We start from the raw sequence: 13822 nt of genomic DNA, 5'->3' as shown, positions 1-13822 counted from the left end.
GTATTTCAGTATTTCAGTATTTCAGTATTTCAGTATTTCAGTATTTCAGTATTTCAGTATTTCAGTATTTCAGTATTTCAGTATTTCAGTATTTCGGTATTTCGGTATTAACTATTTTCATCTATATGAGTGGCTATATCCTATATGAACGAACCACAACAGGTAAAAATAAAAGAAAAAATTGGGTATGGATTTGGTGACTTCGCATCATCTATGTTCTGGAAAATGTTTTCAGTTTATCTGATGATTTTTTACACCGATGTATTCGGTATTTCTGCAGCTGCGGTTGGCACCATGTTCTTATTGACTCGTATCTGGGATACAGCTAATGATCCGATAATGGGTATCATTGCAGATAGAACTAATAGTAAATGGGGAAAATTTCGACCATATCTTTTATGGGGGGCAATTCCGTTTGCCGCGATTGGGGTCTTAACATTTATTACTCCATCTTGGTCTCAAGATGCAAAACTAATTTATGCTTACGTCACTTACACGTTAATGATGATGGCATATACCGCTGTCAACGTGCCCTATGCTTCTCTATTGGGCGTGATGTCTTCTAATGGTGACGATAGAACTCAGCTGGCATCATTTAGGATGGTATTTGCTTTTGCCGGTAGCATTTTTGCATTCATCATGGTTGATCCACTAACCAATTTCTTTAGTCATCTTGGGGCTGTAGCAGATCCGCAAACGGGGTGGGCGTTGACAATGCTTGTTTACGGAGTCATTGCAGCGATATTGTTTTATTTTACTTTTGCATGGACCAAGGAGCGTATCTCACCACCGGCCGCCCAAAAAACAAATTTAAAACAAGATTTTTCTAATTTGGCTAACAACAAGCCTTGGTTTATTTTATTGGGCGCTGTCCTCTCAACACTAATTTTCAATAGCATGCGTGATGGTGCTTCAGTTTACTACTTCAAATATTACATCGAGTCTCCAGAATGGAGTTTGTTTGGTTTAAACTTTGGATTGACTACTGTTTATTTGGTTTTAGGGCAAGCATCAAACATTATTGGTGTTGTACTTGCTCAACCCATTTCCAAGCGAATTGGGAAGCGTAATACTTTTATGTACGCTATGTTTATGGCTGCCATTTTAAGTTACGTATTTTATTTTTTAACTGTTGATCAACTTGGGTTTATTTTGTTGTTACAAGTACTGATCAGTACCTGTGCAGGTATTGTCTTTCCTTTGATTTGGTCTATGTATGCGGATATCGCAGATTTCTCTGAATACAGTACGGGACGTCGGGCAACCGGATTAATATTTTCATCATCTTCTTTTGCTCAAAAGATGGGTTGGACTTTAGGCGGTACGCTCACTGGGTGGACACTTGCTTATGTTGGCTATGTAGCAAACGCCGAACAAAGCGAACTAGCGAAGGAGGGGCTGCGTTATATGGTTAGCTTTATCCCGGCTGCTGGCGCACTGATTTCTGGTATATGCATGGGTTTCTATCGGTTAAAAGATGACTTTATGATCAAAGTCAATGCTGAACTTAATATAAGGCGCACCGGAAATTAATTCTAATTTTTACTGACATATGCAGTTCTCAAAACAATTTTTAGGAAATACTTGGTTTTGTCGGTTCATATTCAAACGATTCCAATAGGCGACCACTAGAGATTGTTCCAACTTTCTCAACTGTCAGTTTCGTTGATAGTTGGAGAGCCGCACCCTGTATTCATCCTGCTCGTACTCTTGACTCCCATCCTCCCAAATTGGAATTTGGTCAAGATGATCACAAACACTCCATCGGCGTTTTACCTTTGAACGGTCCATATGCTCGTTGTCAGTTGTAATGATGCTGCCATTCAGAAAGCGTCTTGGTTTAAAGCTCAGGAAGATCAAACTTGGTATGAATCTCAAATTTTCATGAGCGAGATATATCAGTTAAGACACTCCAATCGCTCCTCGTAAAGTTGATGATTTTGTGACAAAAACTAAACAATAACCACTTATTTGAGCAAATTATTGCAATATGAGTTGAGAAGTAACTTTTATGCTGAGTATTCGGTCCACAGCTGCCGCGCTCTTTTTTGCAGGGTTTCCTTTTACTAATTCAGTTAGCGCGGTTGCCCGAAAAACTCCGGCGATTATTTCGGGATGATTATCCCCATCCAAATCATAAAGCTCGATTGGAACTACGCTGATTGGGCGGTTGACAAGATCATGAGCTATAAACTTTTCTTGCCCTATATTTTCATACCACATGATGCTTTGGCGCTTTTCGTCCTCCCAGTAATTCGACCAACTGCTGGCGACTATGTCTATGTCTCCGTCTCCATCGATGTCACCGCCTTTTGCATTAACCGCACCATAAAATCGTCCAATGTCTCTAAATGCAAACTGCAAATTTCCTTTGTTCTCCAACCATTGAACCCCATGATAGGGCTTTGGATCTTCTTGCAAATCGAAATTGTCTCCATTGGTGAATAAAATATCTAGATCTCTATCCCTGTCTATATCGATAAGGGACATGCTGGTGGAACCAAACATGGGATGAGGTGCTTGGGCCAATTTAACAGGTTTAAAATTTCCTTTGCCATCATTTATAGACGCAATAAATGCTTCATTTTCTTGGGTAAATAAACTTACCAAGTCCATATGACCGTCGCCATTTAAATCAACAGGCGTTGCATTTAGGGCTCCGGGAATTTTTATTATTGTATGTTTTTGGTGTGTGCCATTGCCCATGTTTTCTAGCCATGCGACCTCACCAACATTACGGCCGCCAAAGATTGCTGTGACTATGTCTAGATCCTTATCTCCATCTATATCTACAGCTTGAGCATCAACGACTCTACCAATATTCTCTAAAATGACTTTTTTATCGAATACTCCATGCTTTGTTTGTTCCAGAAGAATAATTTTTCCTGCCAATACATCAGAGGGGGGGTAGTGCCCCAAAGCGGATACCAAAATATCCATGTCTCCATCGTGATCATAGTCAATAGCATGGGTATTTACCGGAATAGGTATTTCAGCTAAAACTTTTTCATTCCAACCATTATTATTTTTGCTTAAAAGTTGGATCTGATTTTTCTCCCCGTCGCAGATCAGAAACTCTGTGCCTTTATTAATTCCCAAATTAACCGGCTGAATTTTTACGACAAGTGGAAATTTGGACTTTATTCCAATGCCGGAGGGCGTGAATGTTAAGGGGGAGATGCGATTGTTGTAGGCTAATGTGGGAAGCTTCTCGGGGCTGCTGCCATAATAAAATGCGGTTATATCCTGAATGATTAATTTGGGGATAAACTCTACGCCTGTTCTTTCTTGAGCCAACTCAGCCATTAGTTTTACAACCCTGGGCCAATCCTTTTTAGGTAATATGCCAGGCGGAGGAACTTTGTGGCATGAACCACAGTATTGAGCGACATGTTTTTTTACTTGCTCCAGTTTTTCTTCTTTGGTGGGGGTAGCGTTGGCTGAACTAAATACAAAAGTAATTGCAATAAACAAGAAAAAACCTGTAGGAAAATAACGGAACAGTAGATTCATAAAATTCACTTTTCAATACTATTTAATATTGCACGAGTATCTTTCTTTCAATTTTTGCAGTAATTCCCGATTTGTGGGTAGGCCGGATAAATGCAATTCGGTTAGTTTTCTATTTCCAAAAAAATACTTTTCAGCCGTTGCCAAGGATTTTTTATCATTCAGGATGTTTTTTGAAGTGGTTTTATAGCCCATACCATACAAAATATATTGATAGCTGGCCGATGGAAAAATTTCCTGAATTTGAGGGAAGTCATTTTTTGATGGTGAACGAAACTCCCATAGTTTTAACAATTCCTGCAGCTGATCAGATTGATGGGATTTGTCTTGCTGATCAATCCAATAGTCTGAGTCGCGTCTTTGGCTGAGAATATAGTGTAGTTTTAGGAAGTCGATTATTCTTTCCCAGCGGTACAGAAATGTATTATTAAAGCGTTTAGCTACTATTGCCATAGTTTCTCTGGTTGTTGGCAATTCTTCTCGTATCATGCCAGCTGCCAATTCAACCAATACTAATGCAGAAGCTTCAAGCGGCTCAATAAACCCAGCTGACATACCAATAGCGACACAGTTTTTATGCCAGAATTGTTGATGAAATCCTGGTAATATTTTTATCGTGCGTGGTTCTGTAATTATGTTTTTTTCACTACCACTTTTTAGCAGGTAGTTCAGAAGCGTTTCTTCAGCGGCTTGCTGGTTAGTGTGTTGGCTGGAGTATACAAAGCCAATCCCCCTGCGTGAGGATAGTCCTATGTCCCATATCCACCCGGATTTTTGTGCAGTGGAAATGGTTGCTGATTCTATGGGATAGGTGGAGTTAGGGTAGCCAACTTGGACGGCTATTGCCCGATCATTAAAAAGCACATCAGATTTATCAATAAAGGGAATTTTAAAGTGCTGTTTAATTAACACCCCGTGGGTTCCGGAGCAATCAATAAATAAATCAGCTTTTAATTGGCCATTTTGGGTTGTCTGTACTGCGTGTATATAGTCTTCTTGATCACTTATTATGTCTGTTATGGTGTCGGCAATATACTTGACGCCCAATTTCTCAACGCAATGTTTTTTTAAAAAGGCTGAAAATTTTCCTGCATCAAGGTGATAGCCATAATTATTGACGGCAGCAAATTCGGGTGTTGATAGTTGTTTGGGAGCTTTATGGGCGTGGCAAACTTTAGGTTGGGTTGCAAAGGCACTGGCAAAATCTATATTTTTTTGTTTTTCATTCCAGTAGGCATATAGGTTCGCGTCGAAATAACCATTCGGTACAGCGAATGGGTGGTAATAGTTATCGCTCTCAGTGTTATCTTTCCAATTAACAAACTGAGTTCCTTGTTTGTAAGACGCGTCACATTCTACTAGGAAATCAATTTCTGAAACTCCTATTTTTCTGAGGGTGTCGCGCATTGTTGGCCAAGTGCCTTCCCCAACACCTATGGTGCTAATATTTGGCGATTCTACTAGAGTAATCTGACCGCTTGAGTTCTTTTTCAGTTCGGCCGCAAGTATACCTGCAGCCAGCCAGCCAGCCGTGCCTCCGCCAATAATTAGAATATCGATTTTAGAAGCGCTCATTCTGTTGTCATCTTTTTTTGGCGTAGCCAGTTAAGGTATTGGCGATTGCTGGGCAATTTTTCAGTTGCTGCTGATTTATTGGCAGCATTTTGCTGAAAGAGTCTGCTTGCATCAAAATTTATATAGCTATTGCGTACCTGCCTTTCTTTAACGGGTAAAAAGTCCATGCCGTAAATAACGTATTGATAGCCAATGGCAGGAAAGACTTCATTTGCATGAGAAAGCTCATCAAAATCGATAACCCTATATCTCAATTCTTCCAGGAAATTCTGAAGGCTATCTGGAATGCTTTGAAGATTGCGGTTGTCATTCCAAAAATCACTGTCTGTTCTTTTGCTCAATAAATAATGCAGCTTTAAAAACTCTATCACTTTTTCCCAATGATATTGCATTTCTTTATTGAAGCTTTTTGCTGCTCCATGTAAGGCTTCTTTTGATCCAGGGAGTTTTTTAATAATAAGGTTGGCTGAATATTCAACCATGGCAAGCGCTGATGCTTCCAGGGGCTCGAGAAAACCTGATGCCATGCCAATAGCAACGCAATTATTTTTCCAGAAGAATTTTCGGTGTCCAGGGCTAAATTTAATTGTTTTTGCCGATGAAATGTCTACATTTTTGCCATTATTTTTATGTAGATAGTTGGCTAAATTGTCCAGAGCCTGTGTTTCTGTTGAGTGAGCAGAAGAGAATACGTGACCAATTCCTCTGCGTGAATACAAGCTGATATCCCATATCCATCCTTGAGTTTGTGCAGTGGATAGTGTTGGTGAGGGAATCACCTGATCTTCGTTTTCATAAGGTGCTTGAACTGCTATGGCAGAGTCTGTAAATAATATGTCCTTTTTACTTGTAAATTTAACGTCAAGTGCATCACCTAATAAAAGGGATTTTAATCCTGTGCAATCAATAAAAAGATCACCTTCTATACGGCTACCATCATTAAGGCTTAATGATTCTATAAAACCTTCCTTGTCTACATTTACTTTATTTATCTCGCCTTCAATTCGCATGACTCCAAAAACATTAATGGAATGTTTGGCTAACATGGCGACAAATTTGGATGCATCTAGGTGATATGCATAATTAGCAACTGCATCATAATCGGGAGTGTGAGGGGTTTTCGGTGCTAAATGCAATTCTGATATTGCCTCTTGAAAGCAAACAGATTTAGAGAAGGATGTTGACAGTCCCTGCTCTTTTTCTTTTATCCAGTTATGAGCAATATTTACGTAAGGAAAGCCAATTGGAGGTTCAAATGGTTGATAAAAAAAGTCGCCCTTATCGGTTGATCTCCAATTAATAAATTTTGAGCCTTGCTTAAAAGATGCATCACAGGTGAGTAAAAAATCTTTTTCTGAAATTCCAATTTTCTTTAGTGTGGTGCGCATGGTGGGCCATGTTCCTTCTCCTACACCTATGGTACCTATCCGATCAGACTCGATGAGCGTAATTTTAATTTGTGACTGCGAATTGTGATATTCCGCCGCCAGCATCGCCGCAGCTAGCCATCCAGCTGATCCACCTCCTGCAATTACAATGTTTTTAATATTTTTCATTTTCTGAACGTTCTCTCGGATAATATCTATAAAAAAGGGTCGCCATATAGGCGACCCTTTTTGGCGGCTCTCACAAATTAGAATGTTGCACGAACACCAATGTTGTAACGAGGACCATATTGGCGAGCAAAAACTAACTGATTCTCCCAGCGCCCATGAGCACGTTGGACTTCGTCAGTAATGTTTAGCCCTTCAACGAACACGGTAAACATTTCATTGATCTCATAACTAACATTAAGATCCCATTGGCCATACTCTTCAACAAAGGTTGGCTCATTTGCAACACGAAGTTGACCTATGCCTGCTAGGAACTCATCGCGCCAGTTATAAGCAAGGCGAACTTGGATTCCGTGATTTTCATAAAAACCAGAAAGGTTTGCTGAATCACTTAGGCCTGTTAGCGCGAATGCTTCTCCAAGTTTATTTACATCGTATTCAACATCACCGTTTACCAAGGTGTAGTTTGCAGATGCTCCAAAACCAGATTCGCCGAACACATGTTGAATGTTGAATTCCCAGCCATCAATAGTTGCTGACTCTTCATTTTTTGGCAGAGTGGTTCTAAATTCAGCCAATGGGTCATCTGAGTTACCAACGATGATACCTGATCCGCCCGAAGCAACGTCATTTGCTTGTACCTGTGCGAGTACTTGAGCTTGGTCAGTTGGGTCACCGCCTGCCGCAGTTACTTGTGCAATCGCTTCTGCTGCACGTGGACCATTAGCCGGATTGCGCACACCTGGAATAGTGACAATTTCTTCGCGGGTTACAATAAAATTATCAACGATTTTTCTATAATAACCAGCAGATGCATAGCTTGAATCAGCATAGTACCACTCCAAGCTAAGATCCAGGTTTTGAGCAAGGTAAGGTAGCAGGGCAGAGTTGCCTTTGTTTGCAGTGAGATTGGTAAATGCTTTTGTCTCACCTGGTGTAAAGGTTTCGCGCATGGCGTTCAAATCTGGGCGAGAGAGTGACTTGCCATAGCTGAAACGACCCACTAAATCTTCAACGAACTCCAAGCTTACATCGAGGTTTGGCAAGAAAACATCATACTCACTGTCTACATCTGAGTAGAACTTGGTATCTTCCCTAACCATGCTCATTTCATTGCCAGAATTCCAGCGCATATTAGTGTAATTTGGCACCAAGCTGGACGCATTTACTTCGGTGTGCTCGTATCGAACACCCGCGACGGTATTTAATGGCATACCGTTAAATTCAGATTCGAAATCTAACTGAACATAGGCTGAGGTGGTCTTTTCATTGATTATGTGATCTTGCTTAAGATCTGCATCTGTCAATGTAGTTAGATAATTATCAATGACAAGATCACCATATGCGGGATGGTTTTGACCGCGTAGAGGATCATAAAGACTTTCTAAGTCTGCAATATGTCGCTTAACATCATAGCTATATAATTGCGATGGCAAATTTTCAGTGCCGCTAAATCCGTCCAGCAAACCTGAAATATCAACAGCTTTCCAATAGCTAGTATCAATATTGCCAACGGGTTCAAATGGGAAGCCTCCGTAATAACCGGTACTTCTCTGGCTTTGGCGGCGTTGGGTATTGGTTGTATAATCAACGTGACCCAAGCCAAAGCCCACTTTTTTCAAAGCGTCGTCGCTAGCATTATCCCAAACGCCATTCAATTGAACTTGATCAACTTCTGTTTTTTGGTAAGTGGCATTCGCGGCAACAAATAATGAGCTAACTGATGCGAGATCATATATGCCCCCGGTAATGGGAGTTCCATCGGGAAGTGTTCTACTGCCATCGCGATAGTTGGTGTCATTGATTACCATTCCAGGAAGATCTTTGCCGTTACCATAATCCATGGTGATTGCAGTTACGCCGGGTTGGCCAGAAATAACAAATTGTTCATTGGCATCTCTATCTGGTTGAGCAACCGATTCAGATGAGTGGATATCAAGGTTCAGATTCAGGCTATCTGTAGTCTGCCACTCGAGATTGAAGCCAACTGATTCATTTTCTGTTTCAATGTGATCTGTATAGCCGAAGAAGTCGGTATTGGAGTTTGTCTGAGTAAAGGAAGTTAAAGTGCCATTCTCGTCAACCTTGCCGGTTACACCGGCACCACCATTAAACCAAATCCCTAATTGGTTGCGATTAATGTCATCTTCGAAATGAGACATAGTGTAATCGAGAGTAGCTGTTACCGTGTCAGTGGCTGCAAATTGGACAACACCTTGAGCATTCAAGCGCTTACGTTCGTGATCAGAGATATCCACATTGTAATTTTGGGGCATCCAGGTGGAGCCAGACCAGTCTGCATTACCTTGGGTCGCAGATAAATCCAGATTTGCCGCTGGAATTCCATTTAATGAGCTTGGAAGCCAGCCGTCTGTTGCGCTGATTTGCTCTCTGTTGTCGCGCTCTTGATAGGACGCATTTATTAATACGCCCACTTTGTCATCAGCAAATTTAGTGCTGAAAATTCCTGATAATTCAGGAGTAATGGAGTCTCCCTCTTCTACAGTATCTGCAACACCCTTAAAAGAAACTACCGCTTTGGTCTCGTTGAGGTCAAATGGTTTCGCGGTTTTGATGTTGATAGTTGCACCTATACCACCTGATGCAACATTAGCTTTTGCTGTTTTGTAAACCTCTACCCCTGAAACTGCTTCTGCAGCGATTTCGTTAAAGTTGAATGCACGGGAACTGTTTACATTGCGGTCTGTAGCAGCGGCAGGCATATAGCGATTGTTTAAGGTTACCAGATTGAAGTCTGGGCCAAATCCACGGACGGTGACTCGGGAGCCTTCACCGTTTTGGCGGTTAATAGACACGCCTGTGATGCGCTGAAGTGATTCTGCAAGGTTGGTGTCAGGAAACTTACCCATGTCTTCAGCAGATATCGCATCTACTACGCCTGAAGATTCGCGTTTGACGTCCATGGAGCGCTCAAGAGAGCCGCGAATACCGGTCACAACAACTTCTTCAACGGAGTTGTCTTGTGCAAGTACTGCACTTGATGTCAAGGTCCCTACAACCGTAGCAATAGCTACTGAGAGAACTTTTCTTTTCATGTCTAACTGCCTCATTATTTTCTTCCCCTTAGAGTTTTTATCATAAATATTAGGCATTTAAGAGCTGCAACAGTGAATAAATGCCGATGTTACTTGTTTTGCACCAAGCCCATACGAACAATCAAAAGATGTTTTTTTGATGGGGGCTCGTTTTAATTTGGCGCCGATATCGATATACTCTATCGATACGGTTAACGTTAACAACTGCTTTGACCTTTTGCAAGAGGGGGGTTGCAGGTTTCTGGATAGCCACGATAGAAAAACGAACAAGCTGTAGCTTAAGGTTGGTATTTGGGGAATTCCCATTAGCTAAATCGCTCTTAATAGACTGTAATTATTGGAGCTTAATAGCTGAATCTAAGCAGAGTTTTATTATTTTAATAATCATCAGGCGGTAAATTTGAATGGCTTATAACAAATATAATAGTCTTGGTTTGGCGATTTTGGTCTCGCTAGGGGGCTTTGTTTTTGGATTCGATGCCTCAGTTATTTCTGGAACGATAAGTCAGATAAGTAATCAGTACGCATTAGGCTCTTTACAACAGGGTTTGGTGGTTGGTGCTCCAACGCTGGGGGCGATTATTGCGGCCTGTTTTGTGGGTTATCTGATTGATTGCTATGGGCGAAAAAAAATATTACTACTGATCGCTTTTCTTTATCTGGTTTCGGTGATTGGATGTGCTTTCGCCAATGGCTATTGGATGTTGGTTATTTTCCGTTTCATCGGCGGTTTAGCCTTCGCGTCTTTAATGGTTGCTCCTGTATATATTGCGGAAATATCGCCTGCTGCATTACGTGGTAAGTATGTATCGATAAATCAATTAAATATTGTCTTGGGTTTTTCTGCGGCTTATTTTTCCAATTACGGCCTCATGAGTTTGGTTGAGTCAAAAAGCGATCTGTATTACTCATGGTTTACAAGCGAACAGCTGTGGAGGGTGATGTTAGGTGCAGAGTTGATTCCAGCTTTAATTTATTTCGTTCTGTTGTTGTTTATTCCCGAGAGCCCACGTTGGCTAATCCTCAATAATCGTAAACAAGAAGCAAGTATTCTGTTGAATCGTCTGATGCTAGCAGCTGAAATTAACGAACAGTTGGCTGTAAAACCTGATGATATGCACGATGCAAGTCTATTCAGGAAAATTCTGAGTTTGTTTGAGAACAAAACACGATTTATTTTATTCGTTGGCATTGTGGTTTCAATTATTCAGCAGGCAACGGGAGTTAATGCTGTTTACTTTTACGCGCCGACCATTTTTGAGCAGAGCGGTTTAGGAACAAATGCTGCTTTTGCTCAGGCTATCTGGATTGGCATAGTGAATGTTGTTTTTACCATTGTCGCTATGCTAGTAATCGACCGCCTGGGACGCAAACCCCTATTGATTGTTGGTTTGGTTGGGGTCGTGATAAGTATGGGTATCTGTGGTTACGGATTTTCTCAGGCTAAGTATCAGTTGACAGCCGAAAATATCCAACATTCTGTTGAGCAGATTGAAATCGATAAATTGGCACCGATGATCGATAAAATTTATATGAGTGATGTGGATTTTAAGCGGGACCTTCGTTTGAATTTGGGCGATAAATTGGCGAAAGAGTATGAGCCTGTACTCTTGAAAAGTGCCACCCAAATTAATGTAACACTGATTTTAATTGGAATATTTGGTTTTGTAGCGGCTTTTGCGGTTTCACTGGGTCCCGTGATGTGGGTTTTGCTTTCAGAGATATTTCCAAATCAAGTGCGCGGCGTTGCTATGGCATTTGTCGGCGTTATTAACAGTGTGGTGAGCTTTGCGGTGCAGTTATTCTTCCCTTGGCAATTGGAGAACCTTGGTGCTGCGTTCACCTTTATCATATTTGGAGCCTTTGCCGTTCTTGGATTGCTATTTGTCTGTAAATACCTGCCTGAAACTAAAGGTAAATCATTGGAGCAGCTGGAAGAGTCGCTTTCGAATAAACATTTTTAGATTTTTCAGCAATGAGTTTCAAAGGGGATATATCTGTGAATAAAAAAGTTCGATGGGGAATTGTTGGAGCAGGGCGTATCGCGCACACCTTCGCTAAAGATATAGCTCATACGAAATCGGCTGAATTGGTTGCTGTTGCTGCACGTAGTTTGGGCAATGCTACCTCTTTTGCTTCTGAGTATGACATAGAAAAACAATATGGAAATTATGATGAGCTGTATCATGATGCAGATGTTGATGCGATCTATATAGCAACGCCACACAATCTTCATGTTCAGCAGGTATTGGATGCGCTGAAAGCGGGCAAGCATGTACTGTGTGAAAAGCCTGTAACGGTTAGTGCTGCAGAGTGTGAAGAGCTTATTGCATGCGCAAAAAGTATGAATTGTTTTTTTATGGAAGCGATGTGGACTTATTTTTTACCGGCGGTTGTTCAGGCAAAGCGCTGGGTGGAGCAGGGGCGCATCGGCCAGATTCGTCATGTTAAATCTGATTTTGGTTATCCTCTTCCTTATGACCCTGATCGTCGTGAATATGACGCTGCTTTAGCTGGCGGGTGTTTGTTGGAGATGGGTGTTTATCCCGTTGCTATGGCGCATATGTTTATCCAAGAAGACTTGTTGCAACATTATTCGAGTGTAAAACTGGCTCCTAACGGTGTAGAGACTGACGTATCAACTATTATTACTTACCCGAATGCAATTGCCACTATTGGTAGCTCCTTCAGTGCCAAGCTGCAAAACTGGACTTATGTGATCGGTACGGATGGTTATATTGCTATTCCTGATTTTTGGCGTGCTGATAAATGCTATTTATATAAATTGGATGAGCAGGTAGATGCATTTTTTGATGGTCGAACAACACTTGGTTTTGATTATCAAATTGAGTCGGCAAGCTGCGATATTTTAGCGGGTAAAATCCAATCAGATGTAGTGCCGCATAGTGCAAGTTTGCGTTTTCAGCGGCTGATGGAACTCATCAAGACCGAGTGGAATTGTCTTGGATAGGTTCGCATCGACGAAAGAGTTTTCTGTGTCTGATCGGAGGTATGTGTTCAGGGGGGTAATGGTAGCCAGTAACGATATAAGTTGTTTCGATTTTCATCTGATAGAAATGGATTGTTAAGTTTCAATATTTTTCGGTTTTTTATATTAGCTTGAGTAATGCTATCGCCGTGATATTGCCAAAACAATTTATCAAACTCACCGCGCGCATAAAGAGTTTGCAATCCTCTTTCTATGGCATTAGCGAGTTCAGCGTTTTCTTTGTTAACAAAATAATAAAAAGCTGTTGGGTAATAGATCATTAGGTGCTTATCAATCGCCAGATTTAGATGTTGATGGTTATTCAGCTCAGAATAGATCTCTAAAATTGAGCGGGGAAGATAGTCTATATGCCCCGTTTGTAGCATTTTGAACAATCCTTCATAGCTAGGGGTAGGTGAAACACTGAGTTCATTGTGTTGAAGAATTTTTGTGTCTTGCCAGGCCTGACCCTGTCCGCAACGCAAATGCGCTAATTCGGATATTTGGGTGATTTCTGAAAAGGCTGCTTGCTGGTTGTCACGGACAAGAAGCAAGCGCCATCCCATTAAACCGCGATCAATCGGAAATGGAATTTGCCGAAAAGACGGGTCTCTTTCCGGGTCACTAAAATTCCATGCTACTGACAAGTCGCCTCGTTGGATTAATTGAAATTGACGCGTAGCGGAAAAGCCGCGCCCGAGTTCCTTAACTTGATACTGTTCACCTGAGGCATTCAAGGCCTTTTTTAATAATTCTATGTAGAAGTGATTGCGAGAGTCATTGTTGTAGTTTGAGTCCGATCCTGGGTAGTAAACGATTCTTGCTTTCGAGTTGGAACTGTTTTCTATCGAATCGGCAAAGACTAAAGAGGAGTGAAACCCAAATAACAGTATACCCCAGATGCAATACCAGTGTATTAGCGTAAATAAACCTGCTCGATGGGCCCTTGTAAATATGTAGGGAGGTAAGTAAACCATGGTTAAAACCTATGGTGAGTAAATGGCATTTGAATTCAAGCAGGAAACAATTCTAAAAGGACAGACTGAAGTTAGGCTTCACCATAATGCCTATTATAGATCATGATTTAAGTGCCATCTTGCTGAGAAAGGAAATCTTAAATTCTAGATAGGTGAGGCTAG

The 13822-nt window shown here is 41.1% G+C and carries 8 protein-coding genes; 3 read left to right on the top strand and 5 right to left on the bottom strand.

All coding sequences use genetic code 11. The features are described from left to right. Positions 1-144 precede the first annotated feature (144 nt). Positions 145-1533, top strand: coding sequence for an MFS transporter (locus tag AWU77_RS03330; protein WP_062059259.1), 1389 nt, complete (start codon positions 145-147; stop codon positions 1531-1533). A 447-nt stretch (positions 1534-1980) separates the two neighbouring features. Here the strand turns inward: AWU77_RS03330 and AWU77_RS03325 are convergent, their stop codons facing one another. From AWU77_RS03325 to AWU77_RS03310, 4 genes are all read right to left on the bottom strand, one after another. Further along, positions 1981-3513 carry a VCBS repeat-containing protein gene (locus tag AWU77_RS03325; RefSeq protein WP_084617989.1) on the bottom strand — a complete coding sequence of 511 codons (1533 nt, stop codon included), beginning with the start codon at positions 3511-3513 and terminating at the stop codon, positions 1981-1983. Positions 3514-3531: 18 nt separating this feature from the next. After that, entirely contained in the window at positions 3532-5085 is a 1554-nt protein-coding gene (locus AWU77_RS03320; protein ID WP_062059256.1) for a tryptophan halogenase family protein, read from the bottom strand. Further along, on the bottom strand, positions 5082-6641 hold the full coding sequence (locus AWU77_RS03315; RefSeq protein WP_062059253.1) for a tryptophan halogenase family protein: 1560 nt from the start codon (positions 6639-6641) through the stop codon (positions 5082-5084). Before AWU77_RS03315 ends, AWU77_RS03320 begins: the two co-directional genes overlap by 4 nt. 77 nt (positions 6642-6718) lie before the next feature. Further along, positions 6719-9694 carry a TonB-dependent receptor gene (locus AWU77_RS03310; RefSeq protein WP_062059250.1) on the bottom strand — a complete coding sequence of 992 codons (2976 nt, stop codon included), beginning with the start codon at positions 9692-9694 and terminating at the stop codon, positions 6719-6721. 404 nt (positions 9695-10098) lie between these two features. On the opposite strand from AWU77_RS03310, the gene AWU77_RS03305 reads away from it, so the two are divergent. Then, entirely contained in the window at positions 10099-11658 is a 1560-nt protein-coding gene (locus AWU77_RS03305) for a sugar porter family MFS transporter (protein WP_062059247.1), read from the top strand. 35 nt (positions 11659-11693) lie between these two features. Then, entirely contained in the window at positions 11694-12665 is a 972-nt protein-coding gene (locus tag AWU77_RS03300) for a Gfo/Idh/MocA family protein (protein ID WP_225318680.1), read from the top strand. A gap of 47 nt (positions 12666-12712) precedes the next feature. Here the strand turns inward: AWU77_RS03300 and AWU77_RS03295 are convergent, their stop codons facing one another. Beyond that, positions 12713-13660 carry an ABC transporter substrate-binding protein gene (locus AWU77_RS03295; RefSeq protein WP_084617985.1) on the bottom strand — a complete coding sequence of 316 codons (948 nt, stop codon included), beginning with the start codon at positions 13658-13660 and terminating at the stop codon, positions 12713-12715. Between the last annotated feature and the right edge of the window lie 162 nt (positions 13661-13822).

The organism is Cellvibrio sp. OA-2007 (assembly GCF_000953825.1).
Classification (GTDB): Bacteria; Pseudomonadota; Gammaproteobacteria; order Pseudomonadales; family Cellvibrionaceae; genus Cellvibrio.
This window is presented reverse-complemented; position numbering and strand designations above follow the sequence as displayed.

Bases quoted from the DNA above. Each gene is read 5' to 3' on its own strand.
- AWU77_RS03325 (WP_084617989.1), bottom strand. From the start codon at position 3,513: ATGAATCTACTGTTCCGTTATTTTCCTACAGGTTTTTTCTTGTTTATT.
- AWU77_RS03315 (WP_062059253.1), bottom strand. From the start codon at position 6,641: ATGAAAAATATTAAAAACATTGTAATTGCAGGAGGTGGATCAGCTGGA.
- AWU77_RS03295 (WP_084617985.1), bottom strand. From the start codon at position 13,660: ATGGTTTACTTACCTCCCTACATATTTACAAGGGCCCATCGAGCAGGT.
- AWU77_RS03305 (WP_062059247.1), top strand. From the start codon at position 10,099: ATGGCTTATAACAAATATAATAGTCTTGGTTTGGCGATTTTGGTCTCG.
- AWU77_RS03330 (WP_062059259.1), top strand. From the start codon at position 145: ATGAACGAACCACAACAGGTAAAAATAAAAGAAAAAATTGGGTATGGA.
- AWU77_RS03310 (WP_062059250.1), bottom strand. From the start codon at position 9,694: ATGAAAAGAAAAGTTCTCTCAGTAGCTATTGCTACGGTTGTAGGGACC.
- AWU77_RS03320 (WP_062059256.1), bottom strand. From the start codon at position 5,085: ATGAGCGCTTCTAAAATCGATATTCTAATTATTGGCGGAGGCACGGCT.